At 49.1% G+C, this 19,304-nt stretch carries 14 protein-coding genes and 1 tRNA gene; 8 read left to right on the top strand and 7 right to left on the bottom strand.

Going from position 1 to position 19,304, the window contains the following annotated elements:
• Positions 1-448 precede the first annotated feature (448 nt).
• The 3 genes from ABY802_RS00325 to ABY802_RS00315 are packed head-to-tail and all read left to right on the top strand — an operon-like array spanning position 449 to position 2,185.
• Positions 449-1,117: a class I SAM-dependent methyltransferase gene (locus ABY802_RS00325; RefSeq protein WP_372624879.1), complete on the top strand. Its 669-nt coding sequence runs from the start codon at positions 449-451 to the stop codon at positions 1,115-1,117.
• Positions 1,118-1,148: 31 nt separating this feature from the next.
• Entirely contained in the window at positions 1,149-1,706 is a 558-nt protein-coding gene (yihI, locus tag ABY802_RS00320; protein ID WP_372624877.1) for a Der GTPase-activating protein YihI, read from the top strand.
• Positions 1,706-2,185: a DUF2489 domain-containing protein gene (locus tag ABY802_RS00315; protein ID WP_372624875.1), complete on the top strand. Its 480-nt coding sequence runs from the start codon at positions 1,706-1,708 to the stop codon at positions 2,183-2,185. The genes yihI and ABY802_RS00315 overlap by 1 nt, the downstream gene beginning before the upstream one ends.
• Positions 2,186-2,246: 61 nt before the next feature.
• Here the strand turns inward: ABY802_RS00315 and ABY802_RS00310 are convergent, their stop codons facing one another.
• The 3 genes from ABY802_RS00310 to ABY802_RS00300 all read right to left on the bottom strand — a co-directional run bounded on the left by ABY802_RS00310 (position 2,247) and on the right by ABY802_RS00300 (position 4,377).
• A complete protein-coding gene (locus ABY802_RS00310; protein WP_372624873.1) occupies positions 2,247-3,542 on the bottom strand; it encodes an amidohydrolase family protein in 1,296 nt (431 codons plus the stop codon).
• A 100-nt stretch (positions 3,543-3,642) separates the two neighbouring features.
• Positions 3,643-4,182 (bottom strand): DUF1285 domain-containing protein, encoded by a 540-nt coding sequence (locus ABY802_RS00305; protein WP_372624871.1) that lies wholly within the window; start codon positions 4,180-4,182, stop codon positions 3,643-3,645.
• Between the two features lie 119 nt (positions 4,183-4,301).
• Positions 4,302-4,377 (bottom strand) — tRNA-His (locus ABY802_RS00300).
• Between the two features lie 158 nt (positions 4,378-4,535).
• Here ABY802_RS00300 and ABY802_RS00295 point away from each other — a divergent pair.
• From ABY802_RS00295 to ABY802_RS00285, 3 genes are all read left to right on the top strand, one after another.
• Complete coding sequence (locus ABY802_RS00295) at positions 4,536-5,369, top strand: mechanosensitive ion channel family protein (RefSeq protein WP_372624869.1); 834 nt, start codon at positions 4,536-4,538, stop codon at positions 5,367-5,369.
• 2 nt (positions 5,370-5,371) lie between these two features.
• Positions 5,372-6,124 carry a YdiY family protein gene (locus ABY802_RS00290; RefSeq protein ID WP_372624867.1) on the top strand — a complete coding sequence of 251 codons (753 nt, stop codon included), beginning with the start codon at positions 5,372-5,374 and terminating at the stop codon, positions 6,122-6,124.
• A 149-nt stretch (positions 6,125-6,273) separates the two neighbouring features.
• The gene (locus ABY802_RS00285) at positions 6,274-8,589 is read left to right on the top strand and encodes an EAL domain-containing protein (RefSeq protein ID WP_372624866.1); all 2,316 of its coding nucleotides are present in this window, start codon (positions 6,274-6,276) and stop codon (positions 8,587-8,589) included.
• Here ABY802_RS00285 and sbcC read toward each other — a convergent pair.
• Positions 8,579-11,623, bottom strand: a complete 3,045-nt coding sequence (gene sbcC, locus ABY802_RS00280) for an exonuclease subunit SbcC (protein ID WP_372624864.1) — start codon at positions 11,621-11,623, stop codon at positions 8,579-8,581. The genes ABY802_RS00285 and sbcC overlap by 11 nt on opposite strands.
• Positions 11,620-12,879 (bottom strand): exonuclease subunit SbcD, encoded by a 1,260-nt coding sequence (gene sbcD, locus ABY802_RS00275; protein ID WP_372624862.1) that lies wholly within the window; start codon positions 12,877-12,879, stop codon positions 11,620-11,622. The genes sbcC and sbcD overlap by 4 nt, the downstream gene beginning before the upstream one ends.
• 341 nt (positions 12,880-13,220) lie before the next feature.
• Here sbcD and ABY802_RS00270 point away from each other — a divergent pair, with 341 nt between their 5' ends.
• Positions 13,221-13,880 carry a PA14 domain-containing protein gene (locus ABY802_RS00270; RefSeq protein ID WP_372624860.1) on the top strand — a complete coding sequence of 220 codons (660 nt, stop codon included), beginning with the start codon at positions 13,221-13,223 and terminating at the stop codon, positions 13,878-13,880.
• Positions 13,881-13,998: 118 nt separating this feature from the next.
• On the opposite strand, the gene ssb is transcribed toward ABY802_RS00270, so the two are convergent.
• The gene (gene ssb, locus ABY802_RS00265) at positions 13,999-14,595 is read right to left on the bottom strand and encodes a single-stranded DNA-binding protein (protein ID WP_372624858.1); all 597 of its coding nucleotides are present in this window, start codon (positions 14,593-14,595) and stop codon (positions 13,999-14,001) included.
• 18 nt (positions 14,596-14,613) lie between these two features.
• Complete coding sequence (locus ABY802_RS00260) at positions 14,614-15,978, bottom strand: MFS transporter (RefSeq protein ID WP_372624856.1); 1,365 nt, start codon at positions 15,976-15,978, stop codon at positions 14,614-14,616.
• A gap of 458 nt (positions 15,979-16,436) precedes the next feature.
• Between ABY802_RS00260 and uvrA the strand changes: the two genes are divergently transcribed.
• Positions 16,437-19,259 carry an excinuclease ABC subunit UvrA gene (uvrA, locus tag ABY802_RS00255; protein ID WP_372624854.1) on the top strand — a complete coding sequence of 941 codons (2,823 nt, stop codon included), beginning with the start codon at positions 16,437-16,439 and terminating at the stop codon, positions 19,257-19,259.
• The last annotated feature ends 45 nt before the right edge of the window (positions 19,260-19,304 follow it).

The following is a 19,304-nucleotide window of genomic DNA, read 5'->3' as shown; positions in this document are numbered from 1 at the left end:
GACTTCGCCTGAAATCTCTAAATCATTGTTTTTAATGATATACCCGCATATTAAACCATTAAAATTGCATTTTTTTTCAACAGAGACTTGTCATCTGCTCAGATCAGAGTAGATTAACTACAGTTACGTTTAGTAACAAATAACAACAGGGACATGCGCAAGCGGCAAGGAAGTAAGTGCCGATATCGGTACACTCTATTTGGCATCAGGAAGGTGCATAGCGTTGTAAAACGCCCAAGGATGAGTAATAAAGTACCAGGATGGTCGTAAAGAATAAAATTTTATACACGGAAGATAAGCAACAATATAGGGAACTTGAATTAACAGGGTCGTTGTAAACGCATCAGGATGATTTAGCGAAATTGAGAGAAGTGTCCACCTAGACACGAGTATAAACGGGGCGATAAGGCTATCTTATCGCCCTTTTGTTTTGTTGAAACTGCATTTTTTGAGAAAAACCCAACCAATGCCTGCCAATCTCTATTGCCCGCTGTGTCAGACAACTCATACCCGTTTTTATGTTCAGGATAAGCAACGTCAGTACTTTATTTGCGACACCTGCACATTAGTCTATGCCGATCGCGCCAGCCTGCTAAGCACGCAGGCCGAACATGCTCAGTACCTGTTGCACAATAATGATTTAAACGACGCCGGTTACCGGCGTTTTCTGAGCAGAGTAAGTGAACCATTGTTGGCCAGGCTTAACCGTACCGGCTTAGCAGGGCTTGATTTTGGTTGTGGGCCCGGTCCATTACTGGCAAAAATGCTGACAGAGGCTGGCCATCGCATGCAGGTATGGGACCCGTATTTTGCGGCTAACCCCGCCGCCTTGCAGCAACAGTACGATTTTATCAGTTGCACCGAAGCAATGGAGCACTTCATTAACCCTGCTATTGAGTGGGCAACCTGGCAGCAGCTGCTAAAACCTTCGGGCATACTGGCAATAATGACTAAGCGCTATACCGATCTGGATGCATTTAGTCGCTGGCATTATAAAAATGATCCGACTCATGTCAGTTTTTTTCATAACGATACTTTTTGCTATTTGGCGGCGCAGGCAAAAATGACTGTAGACTTTGTCACGAATGATGTGGTGATCCTGCGGAAATCTGGTTAAAATATGCGCCCTTTTTTACAGGTATCCTGTTATGACGCGTCAAAAGAAAAGCCGTAATGCCGGCGACAATGGTCAGCGCCATTTGCCAGCTGCAGAAGCCCGCAAACTTCGCCAACCCAAAGAAGAAACCAAGAAAAAAGGCGCGGGCAAAAAATCCGGTAGTCGTAATTCGGTTATCGAACAACAAGCAGAGCAACTGGCTGGCCAAAGTGGGCCCAAAGATCCCAGAACCGGCAGCAAAAAACCGATTGCGCTTGTGGCAGAGCCGGTAAAGGCGCCACAGGTTAAAGCAGATTTGCAGCCTAAAGCGCGGTTAAGCAAAGCGGTAGTGACAGGTCTAAGCGCAGCAGAAGAGCTGACGCTGATTGAAAACGATGCAACGTTGCAGCAATTGCTGGAGCGGGTTGAGAATAATGAAATTCTGACCGGTAAAGAAGCCAAATACTTTAACGCCAAGACCGCCAGATTGGAGCAACTGCTGGAGGAGCTCGGTCTGACGGACAATGCAGTGCCTGACACCGATGACGATCCATTAGCTCAGCTTGAGCGTACTGATTGGCGTAAGTCAATATTAGGTGATGAGGACTAATGCAAAACGTTTGGGTGATCATACTGCTGGTAGTTGCGGTAGCAATAGTAGCAAGTCTGGCGTTTTACGCTGGTAAGCTATTGTTGCTGTTACAACAGCAAACTAAACATCAGGCGCAGTTAGCGCAAAGAGAGCAGCAACAGCAATTACAGAATCAGCTGTATGTTGAGCAAAGTATTTATACCATTTGCAAGGCCGTGGATGCCGACCAGTGTGAGTTGTCAGAAGGTGCATTACGGGTATGGGTGTTGCTGAATCGCTTGCCAGAGCAGCAACAAGGCCCGCTTACTGAAGATTATCCCGGTATGTATCAGATGTATCAGGTAGTAAAAGAAATGCCAACTCATGACGTACGGAAACAACAGAGTAAACAGGCCACGGCAGAGCAAGATAAGCAACGGCTACAGGCTGAAAAAGACCTGGCGCCGCAAATTCAGGCCGATGTCAGCAGATTACTGCAGCGGTTCAAACCCGCTTAACCGGCTTTAGCTTTACGGCCTGAATGTTGCGCTTTTCAGGCCATTTCATTCAGCAGTTTATCTAATTAACAGTAACGGGTTTATAAATCGTACCGGCTTTCATTACAAAACTGACATCACCCATCGCCCGGATATCCTGTAACGGATCTCCGGATACCGCAATAATATCAGCAAATTTACCAGGTTTAATGCTACCCAGTTCTGTTTCCACTCCTAACAGGCGAGCTCCTTCTATCGTTGCCGACTGAATAGCAACCATGGCAGGCATACCCGCCTCTGTCATATAAATGAACTCCCGCCAATTGTCACCATGAGGAAACACCCCGGCATCGGTGCCAAACGCAATTTTTACTCCGGCTTTATAAGCCTCACCAAAGGTTTGTTGAATCAACTTGCCGATATTTGCGGCTTTAGGTCGCACTAACTCCGGGAAAAAGCCGTTTATTGCTGCTTTTTCTGCCGCCCATTTGCCAGCGCTAATGGTGGCAACATAGTAAGTACCGTGTTTTCTCATCAGAGCAAACGTCTCTTTATCCATAAAGGTGCCGTGCTCAATAGAGTCTACTCCGGCTTTTATCGCCCTTTCCATACCCTCTTTGCCGTGCGCATGCACCGCAACCTTCATATCATAATCGCGGGCAGTTTCCACTACAGCGGCAAACTCAGCATCGGTAAACTGCGGATTAGTGCCGCTTTTAGCCACGCTAAGTACGCCACCGGTACCGGTAAGCTTTATCAGGTCGGAGCCCTCTTTGTAGCGCTGACGCACGGCTTTTCGTGCCTCATCCGGTCCATTAATCACCCCATCCTTCGGGCCAGGATCACCCATCTGAGCATAAGCTACCCCATTAGTGGGATCGGCATGACCGCCGGTAGTAGCAATAGATTTGCCTGCTGCATAAATTCTGGGGCCGTTAACATAGCCCTGCGCTATTGCCTTGCGCAATGCCACACTAATCTGATAATTGTCACCCAGTTCACGCACCGTGGTGAAACCTGCCATCAAGGTCTTTTCGGCAAACACCGCTCCACGCAAGGCAAAATCTGCCTCATTCAAGCGATGTCCCTCACTGTACACGGTGGGGCTGAATTGGGTGTAAAAGTGGGTATGCATATCCATCAGGCCTGGCATCACCGTCTGTTCTGTCAGATTTATTACCTGATCACCACTGGCTGGCTGACGATAGCCCGATTCTAAAGCGGTAATGATCTCACCTTCAATAACGATGGTTTGCTCGGTTAATACCTTACCGCTCTCAACGTTAATAATCTTGCCGGCATGGATCAGTGTCGCCGCATTTAAGGTAGTGCTGCAGCAACAAACAGCGACTGCAATGGGTAATAGTGCTCTGCGCATAATGAATTCCCTTATTAAGATGGCTCAATGTGCACCTGCCCGCTGTTGCTTAGCAACCATACTGCGGCACAGCCCATCATTTGTCAGTTGAAATGCAGGTTCAGGCCAGCACCCCCAGGGTAAACGGATAACCGGCACTTTTCAGTTGATAATGACGTGCACCATCGCAGTAAACTTCACTGGCTTGTTCAATCAGCTGATAATAGGTATTGCGATTTAACCTGGCCGATAAACCCCGCCACAATTGCAGATAGGGTAAAGGTTGCTGCTGAAAAGATTTTAAACGTATCGGATACTCTGGAGTAACACTTACCGCGTCGCCAATATTCGTAGTAAGCGTAAGCAAAGGCCCGTTTCTGGTGTCTTGCCACTGGCTGGCAACCACCAGAAATGGCGCGTCTTCAACCTGGATCCGCACCTTTTCCACCGGCGTTTGCAGAAAGAACTGCTGTTGCTGACAAATTAATACCGAGGCAAATAATCGCACCATCGGTTGGCGACGAATTTCACTACCCTGATACAACCAACGACCATCTGCAGTAATTAACAACGGTAAATCGCCGCAAAATTCAGGTTGCCAGCTTTCTACCGGTGCCAGATTTGGGCGCTGTAACTGTTGTTGAAGCGAGGCTAAATCCATGTCGAAAGTATATTTTACAAATCAGATAATAACCATAGGGCGCAGGTCGCTTGGGGTCAAGCTTAACTCTCAAAACCAGACATGCAGCAAGGAAGACGGCAAAAGTGGATAGATAAAGATGGGGTGACTGATGGGGCTCGAACCCACGACAACCGGAATCACAATCCGGGGCTCTACCAACTGAGCTACAATCACCGCCGTTTACGCTGCATATTTTAGCTAAAATTGCTGCGGCAACCAAGTTTTTTTAGATTAAGAATGTCACCAGCGTACCATCCGGACCATATCATTGCTAAACTTGCCGGGGTTTTGCAAAAATTGAACCTGATTTATTTTAAATTAAGGGGTATTTAATGGAAGAGATAACAACGTTATATCAGGAAAATCACGAAGTCATCCTGGGCTACTTGCTGCAACTGGCCGCCGCTATTGTCATCTTTTATATTGGCCGCTTTGTCGCCAAAGGTTTGTCTCGCTTACTGGAGCGAGGCCTGATTGCACGTTCCGTAGATAAAGCTGTCGTCGCCTTTTTGGTCAGCATTGTTTATGCCATTATTCTTATCGCGACGGTATTAATGGCCTTGTCGCAAGTTGGCGTGCAAACCACGTCCTTTATCGCTATTCTGGGTGCAGCCGGTCTGGCTATTGGTCTGGCGCTGCAAGGCTCGCTGGCTAATTTTGCCTCCGGAATATTGATTATTCTATTCCGCCCATTTAAAGCCGGTGATTTTATTGACGGCGGTGGTGTATCCGGTACTGTCGAAAAAATAGAGATTTTCCAGACGCAAATGAAAACCCCGGACAACAAACGGGTTATTGTGCCAAACGCCCAGATCACCAGTAACCCCATCACAAACTACTCGGCAGAGCCGATCCGGCGCGTCGACCTGGTGATCGGTATCAGTTACGATTCAGACTTATTACTGGCAAAGAAATTACTGGAAGACATGTTGAAAAACGATGAGCGAGTACTGGCAGACCCGGCATTCAGCATTAAGGTTGGCGCGTTAGCTGACTCATCTGTAAATTTAAACGTTCGGCCCTGGGTAAATTCGGCTGATTACTGGGGGGTTTACTGGGACACTCTGGAAAAAGTGAAATTAACCTTTGATGCTAACGGCATTGGCATTCCATTTCCGCAAATGGATGTGCATTTGTTTAAAGATCAAACAGACACTAAGGAGTAAGCATGAGGTTATTCACTGTATTGGCGCTGGGCAGCTTTGCCGTTAGCAGTGCCCTCAGTGCCCAGGAAGCAGGTACAAAAGATGATAAGATTTGGAAAACATCTGCAGAGCTGGGGGCTATTACCACCTCAGGTAATACGGTAGGTACTTCAATTACCGGTAAAATTGATGCCCGCCAGGAGCTGGAATCGTGGAGTAATCAGTATATTTTCAGTGCGTTCTTTAAAGAAGATGAAAAACGCGATGCCGAAGGCAACACAATCACCGAACGCTCTGCTGAACGTTATCTTATTTCGGCCAAAGGTGCGTACAAGCTGGACACTGAGCACGATAATTTATTTATTATCGGCTCGCATACCAGCGATAAGTTTGGCGCCTTTGAAAAATACAATACTGTGGCTGTCGGTTACGGTACGCGGTTGTATCAGGCCGAAACGCAGCATTTGGACGCAGAAATAGGTCCGGGTTATTTTTCCGGCACCCGAGCTACCGGTGAGTCAGAGAGTGGCTTAATTGTCCGTGGCGCTGCGGCATATCAGTGGCAGATTAGCGAATCGGCTGCGTTCAGCCAAACCCTCAGTGTGGAATACGGTGGCGACAACACCCGCACCATCGCTGAAACGGCTTTAACCGCAAAGATTAATGGCGCCATGCAAATGAAAGCCGCTTTTATGATCCAGAATGACTCTGATGTTCAATCAGATAAAGAAAACACCGACACCCAAACCTCACTTACCCTGGTCTATTCTTTTTAACCGTTCTGTGCCTTAGTCAACTGCCATGACTAAGGCATTCTTATCTAATAAGAATTTCTATTAATTAATGTTTTATTTTCTATTTTTACACTATGCTTAACCTTCTCATCACCGATAACGGTGTTTCACTATTTGTGCCAGAGAAGTAAATGATGAAACATAAAGGCGCCGCCAAAACACTACGGTTTTACCCGATAATGGGTGGATTAATTTATGTTTTGCTCGGTGTTAGCTGGATATTGTTCAGTGATAATGTCTTGATCATGCTCACTGACAATCCAGAACAGCTTAACCGATATCAAACTTACAAAGGGCTTTTTTATGTTGGCCTGACCGGATTACTGGCCTGGCTGCTATTACGTCAGCATCAGCGTCTCACTGTTTCTTTGCAAGCGAGCGAACAAGCGTTCAGCGAAACGTTTGAGTTTGCCGCCGCAGGTATCGCCCACGCCAACACAGAAGGCCTGTTTTTGCGGGTAAACCAACATTTTGCTACTATGCTCGAATACAGCCCCGCTGAGATGCGCAATTTATCTTTCCATCAGATCACCCATCCGGAAGATTTGGAGCACGATCAGCAGCAGTTTAGCCAGCTGCTGCAAAAGATCACCACAAGCTACACCCTCGAAAAACGTTACTTTAGCAAAACCGGTAAAGTGGTCTGGGTGAAACTCGCGGTTTCCAAAGCACCAGAAAGTGCGAATACCGCCCCTTATTTTATCGCTGTGGTACAGGATATTTCAGCGCAAAAAATGGCTGAACAGCAATTACTGGAAAGTGAGCTGCGTTTTCGTACCCTATTGGATAATGCACCGCAAATCTCAGTGCAGGGATACGATGAGTCGGGCACCACTATTTATTGGAATCGGGCCAGTGAATTGATTTATGGCTACACCAAAGAAGAGGCGCTCGGGCAAAGCTTGCTGGAGTTAATCATACCGGAGGAAGCCCATGATGAAGTTCGTCAGGCCATGACCTATATGGCTGAGCACGCCGAGCCGATCGCTGCCGAAGAATTAACCTTAAAACGTAAAGATGGTTCGCTTATTTCAGTGTTTTCTAATCATGCCGTGGTCAAGTTACCAGATAAGCCTCCACAGATTTTCTGCATCGATATTGATTTAACTGAACGTAAACGTCAGGCGAAAGAACTGGCGTTTTTAGCCGAATTTGACCCGCTAACCCAGCTTCCGAATCGGCAACATTTCAGCAATCGTTTAGCGAGTGCGGTCAAACTGGCCAAGCGCAACCAGCAATTTCTGGCGGTAATGATCCTCGATCTGGATCATTTTAAAGATGTAAATGACAGCTTTGGACATCAGACCGGAGATGCGTTGTTATTACAGGTAACGGATCGTCTGAATCTTTGTTGCCGGGAAACCGATACGCTGGCCCGCCTTGGCGGTGATGAATTTGTGTTTCTGGTGGAGCAGCTGGCGCAGCCTGAAGATGCCGCCAGAATAGCAGATAAAATTCTGCAGCAACTGCACGCCCCCTTCACTCTGGGCCGCCACAACGATATTACCGTGGCAGCTTCGGTCGGTATCTGCATTTATCCTACCCACGCCGATAGCGCTGAAGCCCTGTTACAGGGAGCTGATGCCGCGTTATATCGCGCTAAAGCGGATGGTCGCAATACGTATAGCTTTTATTCTGACAGCCTGACTCTGCAGGCCAGGGCACGTTTAGTATTAGAGCAGCGCTTACGTAACGCGATGAAACAGAATCATTTAACCTGTTATTACCAACCGCAACTGGATATGCAAAGTGGTCGGATTATTGGCGCAGAAGTACTGCTGCGCTGGGTTGATCCTATTGATGGCATAATAGGTCCGGATACGTTTATTCCGCTGGCTGAGTCGACGGGCCTGATCCATCCAATTGGCAACTTTGTGTTGCAGCAAGCCTGTAAGCAAGGCCAGGCCTGGCACCTGGCCGGCTTGTCTGACATTAACCTTGCCATCAATGTCTCAGCCCAGCAATTTAATAAAGGTGACCTGCAACAAAAAATTACCAGTATTTTGCGCGAAACCGGGTTTAACCCGACCTGCCTGGAACTGGAAGTTACCGAAAACGCCTTGATGGGTGACGAAGATGTGGTCATTAAAACCATGACCGCACTGCGTAAGCAAGGTATAAAAATGGCCATAGACGACTTTGGTACCGGCTATTCATCTTTAGCCTATTTAAAACGCTTGCCTTTGGATGTGTTAAAAATCGACAAACGCTTTATTGAGAACTTGCCCCACGCCGAAGACGATCAAAGTATTACCAAAGCAATCATCGACCTGGCACACAACCTGAGATTTAAAGTGCTGGCCGAGGGTGTCGAAACAGCTGAACAGCTGGATTTCTTACGCGAGCAACATTGTGACTATTATCAGGGCTATTATTTTAGCAGACCGGTGCCCGCTCCAGAATTTGCAGAGCTGCTAAAAAAACAACGCAACCCTGCTACTGACTGATCCGGATTTGGCTGTAACCTAACCCTTGTTGTTTCTCAAGCCTGATTTGCACCGGCAACCGCTGTTTCAGTGCTTCAACATGGCTGATAATGCCGATCATTTTACCGCTGGCATTAAGCTGATCCAACGCTGCCAATGCACTTTCCAGTGTATCAGCATCCAAGGTTCCAAAGCCTTCATCCAGAAATAATGAGTCAATGCTGGTTTTGGTACTGACTAAATCTGATAACGCCAGCGCCAGCGCCAGGCTTACCAAAAAGCTCTCGCCCCCAGACAAGGTTTTGGTATCCCGGGCGGCATCGGCCTGCCAGGTATCAAGCACCTGTAACTCTAACTCTGCACTGGGGTGACGCGCCAACTGATAGCGGTTATGCAGCAATTGTAATTGACGGTTGGCCAGCACCACTAGCTGTTGCAGCGTCAGGCCCTGAGCAAAACGCCGGTATTTAGCGCCATCTGCCGAACCAATCAAACTGTTAAGCCTTTGCCAGAGCGCCAGCTGCTGCTCTGATTCAGCAATTTTTGCCAGCAAACTTTGCTGATTGGCACGCCGTTGCTGATCGCTGTTTAGCTGATGTTGCAGTTGCCCTTGCTGCCCGGTAAGTTGCTGTAATTGCTGTTCCAGCTGCTGTAACTGCTGCTGCACTTGTTGCTGCGGTAGTGATGTTAGCTGTTGCTGCTGCAATACATTGAGCTGCTGCTGGCGATCGCTGAGCAAGCGATTATTGGCCACTTCCGCTTGCTGCAATTTTTGCTGCATCGTAGTCAGCTGTTGTAATTCAGCATCAGTTAGCAAGGCCGCCAGAAATGCAGCCTCATCAGCGAAGTTACTCTGTGTCAGCGCCTGTTGCCACTGCGTAGTAGCTTGCTCAGTCTCAACAACTAGTTGCTTAAGCTGGCGCTCTAGTACTTGCTGCTGACCCTGCCAGTGCTGCAATTGCTGTTGCTGCTGTTGCAGCTGTTGCTTCAGCTCTGCCAGCTCAGTGACATTACCACTCACCTCAGGCTCGGCTTGCTGTAAGGCTTGCCATTGCTGACGCCATTGGCTCACTTCGCTCTGCTGTGCCGTTTGCTGCTCTGTTAAGCGTTGCTGTTGCTGCAGAATTAACTCCAGCTTGTATGTCAGTTCAGTTTGTTTGCGCTCGGTCTGCTGCTGCGTTTGAGCCAGCTGCTGCAACTGTTGCTGCTGTTGCTCCAGCTGCTGTAATTGCTGTTCGGTCATCGTCAGCTGTTGCTCCAGCTGCTGATAATGCGAGCTTAGCACCTCAGCCAAGCTCGCCGTTGCGGCGTGCTCTGGCAGCGTAATATCAACACCTTGCTCCAGTCCCGTTAACAAAGCTGTCAATGCGGTGCTCAGCTCAGCTAACTCCTGCTGCCGCTCAGTGCTCTGACGTTGTAGCTGCTCTGTTTCACTTTGCAAACGGGCCTGACTGGCCCGGGCAGCCTCGCCGGCTTGCTGGGTCTGGCTTAATTCGGCCTCTTTTGCAGACAGTTGGCTGGCGGTAGCCGAGCCATCTAGCTGCTGATATTCAGTCACCGCCGGATGTTCGATGCTGCCACATAACGGGCACGGCTGCTCTGGTTGCAAATGATTACGATGCTCAGATAACTGCATAATCAACTGTTGCTGTGCCAGCAATTGTTTCTTATCCGCGATTTGCTCGCTCAGTGCTTTGAACTGGCCGCGCAAGGTTGTTAACTGCTCGGTCAACACGGTTAGCTGCTGCTGTTTGCTGTGAAGTGACTGTTGTACTTCGGCCTGCTGTTGTTGCCATTTGTGCTGTTGTGCGACCAGCTGCTGTGCTTGCTGCAGCTGGTACAAGCGCTCTCGCTGTTGTTGCTGACGCTGGCGCAGGCTGCTGGCATCGCTGCCGTTGGTTAAGTCGGCAATGTTCTGCTTTAAGGCCTTGTACGCTGCGCTATCTTGTTGCAGCGTCGTTTCAAGCTGACGTTGCTGCTGCTGCATAGCCTGCTGTTGCTGGTGCAGCTGTTGCTGTTGTTGCTCTGCCTGCTGCTGCAACCTTTCCAGGCATTGCCAGCCTTGCCACAGCAAGCGGCCTTGCTCAGTGCTGGCAGCTGTAATTCTGGCCTGCACTTGCTGCTGCTCATCAGTGAGCTGCTGTTGTTGTTGCTGAGCCCGTTGCCTTGCCTGATAGAGCGGCAATAACTTGCTGGCGGGCTGGTACCGCTTTAAACGGTCTAACGCTGGCTTTTGTCTGGCCTGTTCTGTATTGAGTTCAGCGGCTTCCTGCCGGGTTTGCTGTAATGCCTGTTCTGCCGCAGCCACACTTTGACACCACTGCTCTAATTTGCGCTGGTTATTTACGGCATGTTGCTGTGCCTCCATCTGTACCTGAATGTTGTTCAGCTCCATTGTCAGGCTTTGTAGCTGCTCAGCAGATAATAATTCGGTGGCCGAGGCTTTCGCTTGCAATAACTCCAGCGCTGTCTTGTGCTCGCGGGCATCGCTGAATACCTGCATCGATATCCGGCCATAAATATCGGTGCCGGTCAGCTCTTCTAGCAGCTCGGCCCGCTCATTAGCATCGGCATTTAAAAACGCCGCGAAGCTACCCTGCGCTAATAGCATTGATTTGGTAAAGCGGCCAAAATCCAGACCCGTCAGATCGGTAATCAGTTTTAGTTTTTCATTGGTTTTTTCGGCTAGAATTGTGCCATCCAGCCTCGCCAGCTCTACTTTTGCCGCCTGCAGATTACCTTCCGCCTGACCGCGCGCCCGGCGCTGACTCCAGAACGCCCGGTATCCCTGACCGGCCACTTCAAACTCCACTTCTGCCAGGCACTCGCTACTGTGTCTGCTCATCAGCTCATTACTGGTGGGCGAGGTTTTTAGACGTGGGGTTTGGTGATACAACGCCAGGCATATCGCATCTAAAATGGTGGTTTTACCGGCGCCGGTAGCACCAACAATCGCAAACAGACTGGTGCTGTCAAAAGGAGGCTTGCGAAAATCGATGCTCCACTCACCTCGCAGTGAGTTCAGGTTTTGCAGTCGTACTGCTAAAATTCTCATGGCTTCGCGGGCTCTTTCTTTGGCTCTGGTTCAGCTTGCTGTGCTGCATCCTGCACGGTGGCCAGTACTTGTTGATGCAACGCACTCAGCTGCTGTTGCTGCTCAGTCGTCAGTGTTTCGTCTGCCAGCCGCGCTTGCCAGACGTCAGCTGGCGCTAGCTCAGCCAGACTGGTTTGCTTGAGTTGCTGCAAGCTTGCGCCACTATTATTGCGCTCACGGCGCAGCCGCAGCAATTCTACCGGCTTATCGATAAGCAGCTGCTCTACCCGCGGCTGTAGATCGGTTAAATAGCCATCACTGCTGCTGATCACCACTTCCAGCCACAGGGTATCATTCACGGCCAGCTTATCCAGCTGCGACGTTAACATGGCCGGTAAGCTGGCCAAATCGGTTTTGATACTGGCTAATGACTGAAAGCACGGAATAGCGATGCTGCTGATTGTTTTTTGCTGGTTGCTGAAGTCGACTAACCAAAGCTGTTTTTGCTGCCGGGCTTCATCAAAGCTCAGTGGTATCGGTGAACCACTGTAGCGGATGTCAGTATTACTGTTAAGCTGCTGTGCCTGATGAATATGGCCCAGCGCAATATAGTCGGCTGGCGGAAACGCACTGGCCGAGAACGCCTCTAAAGTGCCAATGTAAATATCGCGCACCGACTCAGACTGGCTAACCCCGACAGTGGTTAAATGGCCCGTCATAACAATGGGTAACTGTAGCTGGTGCTGCTGATTATACTGCTCGGCCAGGGCAAACAGCTGCTGGTAATGGCTGGCAATCGCCTGTTGCAGGTTTTGTTGTTTCTGCTGACCGCTCTGGCCGGCCTGACTTTGCAATAGATCGCGAGAACGCAAAAAGGGTACCGCCGCCAGCAAGCAGGCGGCCTTGCCGTTTTTATCCTGCAGTACTAATAATTGCTCAGTCAGCTCAGCTGGAATAGCGGGTATCACCGTGGTATTCAGTTTTGCTAACAGCTGTTTGCTCTCCGCCAGCACCGCCGGCGAGTCATGGTTACCGCCCAGGACCACTAACTGACAAGCTGTTGGCTGCAGTTCAACAATAAACTGGTTATATAATTCGCGGGCGTAACTGGGCGGGGTGGCAGTATCAAATATATCGCCTGCAACAATAATGGCATCTATATTCAGCTCTGTTACTTTCGTCACCAGCCAGCGCAAAAACGCTGCATGTTCGCCAGCGCGGCTTTTACCAATAAAGTGCTGGCCTAAGTGCCAGTCAGACGTATGAAGAATCCGCATATCAGCGCTGCTGCCCACCTAATGTAAAAAGCCTGACGATGCAGGCTTTACTTATTACTTCGTGCAATTTTAGCCTCCGTTTTCGCTTACTCTGTTATCACTTCAGTGAAAAGTCAGGCTAATACAATACAGTGAATTAGCGCTGATTTCCTAGACACACCTCTATTTTATTTAAGCTAAAAACAGCCAAAGTGTCAGTTATTTTTACATCTTGATAATTTCAGAACGCCGAATTTAGTTAAGCAACTGAATTTATTGATTTTAATTTTATGGCATTAAATTTGCTAATCGTGCCACGCAAGATAAAAAGCTAATAAATTCAATATTTTAAGGAAGTGTTAATGAATTTTTTATGGATTAAAGGTGCAATTGCTGCATCAGTGTTGCTTTTCTCTGCTGTAGCCAATGCAGGATTAATTATGGTTGAGCAATATAACGGATACCAAAGTAATAACGTAAACAACCTGATTAGCTATGCTAACAATAATATTGCCACTACAGTTAGCTATTGGGAATATATAGACTTTACTGATGACCCAGCAGGCTTTGCCGGATTAATCCCTGGAAGCAGTCCCTGGCCTTCTGCTGCCGCAGCAGGTGTATCTGGTACTGCACATCCGTTAAATAATACATTTTTCGCTAAAATAACCGGTGATTTTACTGTTTTGGCGTTTGATCAATATTACTTCCGGACATTTAACGATGACGGCGTATTTTTGTTCGTTGATGGCGAGTTGATTCTGGCGGACACTAATTATCACCCAGAAGAACTGTTTATCGTTAGCAAAGAATTAGCGGCAGGGTTGCATTCGTTTGAGCTGTACTTTTTCGAAGCTGGTGGAGAAGCGTCTTTAGAATTCAGCGTTGCAGACTCATCGCAAAACTTTGTGCACTTTAATGCGCCAAATAGTCCATTCATTATCGTTGACGTACCAGCACCTGCGTCATTGGCTATATTTGCTCTTGGCTTACTGTGTTTGGTCCGTCGCAAAGTCCTCTAGCCACAAGCTGATACCACAAAAAGCCAATAGTACGCTATTGGCTTTTTTTATTGAAAAAAAGGCCGCAAGAATTGCGGCCTTTAGAGAAGAAAGTATACCAATTAAAAACTATTCCAGTTTAGAACGGAATATCGTCGTCAAAGTCGATTGGTGGTTCCATTGGTGGGCGTTGTTGCCCCTGAGCTGGCTGGTTGCCACCTTGCTGCGCCGGCTTCTGATAGCCGCCTTGTTGCGGTGCATTCTGAGATGGCTGCTGATAGCCACCGCCTTGTTGCGGTTGCTGGTAACCGCCACCTTGCTGGGCCGGTTGTTGTGCCGGACGCTGATAACCACCTTGCTGGCCGCCACTCATGCCGCCACTCTGTTGCTGACCATCACCGCGACCATCCAGCATTTGCAGCTCGTTAGCAACGATTTCAGTGGTATAACGTTCAACACCGTCTTTGTCAGTCCACTTACGGGTTTTCAGCTTACCTTCAATATAAACTTTGCTACCTTTACGCAGATACTCACCGGCAATTTCGGCCAGGCGCTGATAAATCACCACCCGGTGCCATTCGGTTTGCTCTTTTTTCTCGTTGGTATTTTTATCGGTCCAGCTTTCTGAGGTTGCCAGCGTCATATTGGCAACAGCACCGCCCTGTGGCATGTAACGCACTTCCGGGTCAGCGCCCAGATTGCCGATTAAGATAACTTTATTAATTCCACGCGCCATGCGTTTTCTCCTGAAAAATTAGGGTTGGCCGATGCCAACTAATGATCTGGCCTGTGCCAGATCAAATTGCTGCGAACTGACTTTTAAATAACAGCGTTGTTCAGTCAGTAAAATTGTCACTTCCTGCACACCGCTAAGGGCCGCTAACTGGCCAGCCAGCTTGTTGGCGTCTTGCTCTGATGCCACCTGCACCGCCAACGACAAGCGCTGAGCCCGGGCAGGCACCCGCATCGTCCGGGCAATAAGCAACCATATTAAACCAATACCGGCCAGCACGGCAAACACCATTACATAACTAAATTTCTGGGCAACCAGGCCACCAATAACGCCGCCGGCGAAGGCTCCAAAAAACTGACTACTGGAATAAATACCCATGGCGCTGCCACGCTGGCCGGCAGGCGCTACCCTCGACACCATTGCAGGTAAGCTGGCTTCTAAAAAATTAAAGCCGGTAAAAAATAACAATAACGCGGCAATTAACCAGGCCAGTCCGGTGGCAGTAAACGCCAGCAGCATAGCAATAATTAACAGCGCAATCGCCAGCAGAAAATAGCCTTTTTCCTGCTGACGGCGCATAGCAATGATCATCATCGGCACCATCAGCAGAAATGACCCCAACAGCACCGGCAAATAAACTTGCCAATGCTGATCAGCGGCCAGCTGATATTGGCTGAACAACACCGGCAGTGCCACAAACATAGCGGTTAACATTAAATGCAGCAGCATTACGCCAATGTCCAGCTGTAACAGCTGACGGTGTTTTAACATATTAAGTAAAGTGGCCGGCACCGCTAATGTCTCAGCAGCCGGCGCTTTACTAACGCTTTTCGGCACCAGAAAGGCAACAATTAACATGGCGCAACAGGCCAGTGCCGCGGTAAACCAGAATACACCACCAAGGCCCGCCCACTTTGCCAGTAGCGGCCCGACAATCATCGCCAGCGCAAAGGATAAACCAATACTGGCACCAATAATCGCCATTACTTTTGGGCGCTGCTCATCGCGGGTAAGATCAGCTGCCAGCGCAAGTACTGCGCCGGCAATAGCACCGGCGCCTTGCAGAATTCGGCCAAAAGTGACCATATAAACCGACTCCGCCAGTGCGGCGACAACCGAGCCACCGGCAAATAACGCCAGGCCCAATAACATGACTTTATGCCGGCCAATCCGATCAGATAACCAGCCAAACGGAATTTGTAAAATAGCCTGCGTCAGACCATAGGCACCAATGGCCAGGCCTATCCATAACGGCGAGTAGCCAATCAGTTCCGTGCCATACAGCGCAAAAACCGGCAGTAACATAAACAGGCCGAGCATCCGGGTCGAGAAGACCAGGGCCAGCGACAGCGCAGCGCGTTTTTCCAGAGGGTTCAGTTGATCCATTAATTTTAATTAACAACCAGAATAAGCGCGCAAGTGTAACATAGAAGCCGCGCGCGTTAACGGGATAAACGCTAACAAACAGCCGTTTTGCGCTATTGTTATGGTCTGAGTTCAGTTTTTATATTCAGCTTGTAAGCCAGTTTAGTCTCCATGCCGTATTGGCATAATCTGATCATAGTACCTGGTGTTTCGGGTTACACCATGATCAGCTACGCGAGGATTAGAACCCCATGCGCTTCGGGTTACAACACCCGCCCCGGCTCGCCACAGCAACTCGACTTTACTGGCGTAAAGCCTCAGACACTCTGTGGCGACCGAAACGGGGTTCTAACCCTTCGCTAGCCCAACCAATATAACCCACCAAACTAAGTAAGCTGGGTTGGTTGGTTTTTTATTAATGCCATGTAGTGTATATTTGTACAGCTTCGTGCCTTTACTGCTGATAACCGGAAACCGCTATGGATAAAATCGACATTCGGGGTGCCCGTACCCACAACCTGAAAAACATTTCGCTGCAAATACCGCGCGATAAACTTATTGTGATCACTGGTTTATCCGGTTCTGGTAAGTCGTCTTTAGCATTTGATACGCTGTATGCGGAAGGGCAGCGCCGCTATGTCGAATCGTTATCAGCGTACGCCCGGCAGTTTTTAAGCATGATGGAAAAGCCCGATGTCGATCATATTGAAGGCTTATCACCGGCTATTTCTATTGAGCAAAAATCAACCTCGCATAACCCGCGCTCGACCGTTGGCACCATTACTGAAATATATGATTACCTGCGGCTATTGTTTGCACGGGTGGGCGAGCCGCGCTGCCCAATACACGACCAGCCATTAGCAGCACAAACTATCAGCGAAATGGTGGATAAAGTGACTGAGTTTCCGGAAGGCACCAAATTAATGGTATTGGCCCCGGTGGTGCAGGAGCGCAAGGGGGAGCATGTCAAAACCCTGGAAAACCTGGCGGCGCAGGGCTATATCCGGGCAAGGATTGATGGCGAAGTGTGTGACTTATCAGACCCGCCAACCCTCGACCTGCATAAAAAACACACTATAGAAGTGGTCATCGACCGGATTAAAGTGCGTGACGATATTAAGTTGCGCTTAGCAGAATCATTTGAAACCGCGCTGGCGTTGTCCGGCGGCGTTGCCAAAGTAGCGTTTATGGACGAGCCTGACGCGGCCGAGTTGGTGTTTTCTGCTAACTTTGCCTGTCCCACCTGTGGCTATTCGATGACCGAGCTGGAACCGCGACTGTTTTCATTTAATAATCCGGCCGGCGCCTGCCCCAGTTGTGATGGCCTGGGGGTAAAGCAGTTTTTTGACCCGAATAAAGTGATTGTCAGCAACCAGCTGAGCCTGGCCGGCGGTGCTATTCGTGGTTGGGATAAACGTAACTTTTATTATTTTCAAATGCTTAAATCTTTGTCTGAGCATTTCGGTTTTAAGCTGGACGTGCCCTTTAGCAGCCTGACTAAAAAACAGCAGGACGCCATTTTACAGGGTAGCGGCAGCACTGTGGTCGATTTTAAATACCTGAACGACCGCGGTGATGTGGTACTGCGCAGTCATCCGTTTGAAGGTATTTTGCCTAATATGGAGCGGCGCTACCGCGAAACAGAATCTAACTCGGTGCGCGAAGAACTGAGTAAATATTTGGCGACTCAGGCCTGCCCCAGCTGTCATGGCACCCGGCTGCGCACCGAAGCGCGCCATGTGTTTATTGGTAAAACCAACCTGCCCGAAATAGTTGAGTTATCTATTGGCGACTGTCTGGCGTTTTTCCAGCAGCTTAGTCTGCAGGGACAAAAAGCGAAAATTGCCGAAAAGGTATTAAAAGAAATTCAGGATCGGCTGAGCTTTTTGGTCAATGTCGGCCTTAATTACCTGAATTTATCGCGCAGCGCCGAAACATTATCGGGCGGCGAAGCGCAGCGTATTCGCTTAGCCAGTCAGATTGGCGCCGGTTTAGTCGGGGTAATGTATGTGCTGGATGAGCCATCGATTGGCCTGCATCAGCGTGACAACGAACGGTTGCTCGGCACCCTTACTCATCTGCGAGACCTGGGTAACACCGTTATCGTGGTAGAACACGATGAAGATGCGGTGCGGCTGGCCGATCACGTTATTGATATCGGTCCCGGCGCCGGAGTGCATGGTGGCTATATTGTGGCGCAGGGCAGTCTTGAGCAAATTATGGCCGAACCGGAGTCATTAACCGGCCAGTATATGTCGGGTACCCGCAAAATTGCCGTACCGGAAAAACGCACGCCGTTAACTGATAAATGGCTGGAAGTGACCGGTGCCACTGGCAATAACCTGAAAAAAGTTGATTTGGCCATTCCGTTCGGGGTAATGACTTGCATAACAGGGGTGTCTGGCTCAGGTAAATCGACCCTGATTAACGACACCCTTTACCGGGTAGCGCACCGGGTACTGAATAAAGGTGAAGGCGCAGATCCGGCGCCACATCATGAAATTAAAGGCCTGGAGCATTTTGATAAGGTAATTGATATTGACCAGAGCCCAATCGGCCGCACCCCGCGCTCGAATGCAGCCACTTATACCGGCATTTTTACTGCGGTGCGTGAGCTGTTTGCCGGCACCCAGGAAGCGCGCTCGCGCGGTTATCAGGTCGGCCGCTTCAGCTTTAATGTTAAGGGCGGGCGCTGTGAGGCCTGTCAGGGTGATGGCTTAATTAAAGTAGAGATGCACTTTTTACCTGACGTATACGTGCCGTGCGATGTCTGCAAAAGCAAACGCTACAACCGCGAAACGCTGGAAATAAAATACAAAGGCAAAAATATTCACGAAGTGCTGGATATGACCGTGGAAGATGCGCTGGCCTTTTTCGAAGCGATCCCGGCGGTTAAACGTAAACTGCAAACCCTGCAGGATGTGGGCTTAACCTATATTAAGCTGGGCCAGTCAGCGACCACCTTATCGGGCGGTGAAGCACAACGGGTAAAACTGGCGCGTGAGCTCAGTAAACGCGATACCGGCAAAACCCTGTATATACTGGATGAACCGACCACCGGTCTGCATTTTTACGATATTCAGCAGTTACTGAACGTACTGCACCGGCTGCGCGATCACGGCAATACCATCGTGGTGATTGAGCACAACCTGGATGTAATAAAAACGGCTGACTGGATAGTAGACTTAGGTCCCGAAGGCGGCAACGGCGGCGGCAAAATACTGGTCGCCGGTACCCCTGAGCAGGTCGCGGCATGCAAAAAGTCATACACCGGCCAATATTTAAAGCCGTTGCTTGGCTAAGTGTAAGGCGGCGAGTTGATGACGGGTTAAAGCTTTAAATTAAGG

This window comes from Arsukibacterium sp., assembly GCF_041616895.1.
GTDB lineage: Bacteria > Pseudomonadota > Gammaproteobacteria > Enterobacterales > Alteromonadaceae > Alishewanella.
This window is presented reverse-complemented; position numbering and strand designations above follow the sequence as displayed.

Bases quoted from the DNA above. Each gene is read 5' to 3' on its own strand.
- yihI (WP_372624877.1), top strand. From the start codon at position 1,149: ATGACGCGTCAAAAGAAAAGCCGTAATGCCGGCGACAATGGTCAGCGC.
- ABY802_RS00315 (WP_372624875.1), top strand. From the start codon at position 1,706: ATGCAAAACGTTTGGGTGATCATACTGCTGGTAGTTGCGGTAGCAATA.
- ABY802_RS00310 (WP_372624873.1), bottom strand. From the start codon at position 3,542: ATGCGCAGAGCACTATTACCCATTGCAGTCGCTGTTTGTTGCTGCAGC.
- ABY802_RS00305 (WP_372624871.1), bottom strand. From the start codon at position 4,182: ATGGATTTAGCCTCGCTTCAACAACAGTTACAGCGCCCAAATCTGGCA.
- ABY802_RS00295 (WP_372624869.1), top strand. From the start codon at position 4,536: ATGGAAGAGATAACAACGTTATATCAGGAAAATCACGAAGTCATCCTG.
- ABY802_RS00290 (WP_372624867.1), top strand. From the start codon at position 5,372: ATGAGGTTATTCACTGTATTGGCGCTGGGCAGCTTTGCCGTTAGCAGT.
- ABY802_RS00285 (WP_372624866.1), top strand. From the start codon at position 6,274: ATGATGAAACATAAAGGCGCCGCCAAAACACTACGGTTTTACCCGATA.
- sbcC (WP_372624864.1), bottom strand. From the start codon at position 11,623: ATGAGAATTTTAGCAGTACGACTGCAAAACCTGAACTCACTGCGAGGT.
- sbcD (WP_372624862.1), bottom strand. From the start codon at position 12,879: ATGCGGATTCTTCATACGTCTGACTGGCACTTAGGCCAGCACTTTATT.
- ABY802_RS00270 (WP_372624860.1), top strand. From the start codon at position 13,221: ATGAATTTTTTATGGATTAAAGGTGCAATTGCTGCATCAGTGTTGCTT.
- ssb (WP_372624858.1), bottom strand. From the start codon at position 14,595: ATGGCGCGTGGAATTAATAAAGTTATCTTAATCGGCAATCTGGGCGCT.
- ABY802_RS00260 (WP_372624856.1), bottom strand. From the start codon at position 15,978: ATGGATCAACTGAACCCTCTGGAAAAACGCGCTGCGCTGTCGCTGGCC.
- uvrA (WP_372624854.1), top strand. From the start codon at position 16,437: ATGGATAAAATCGACATTCGGGGTGCCCGTACCCACAACCTGAAAAAC.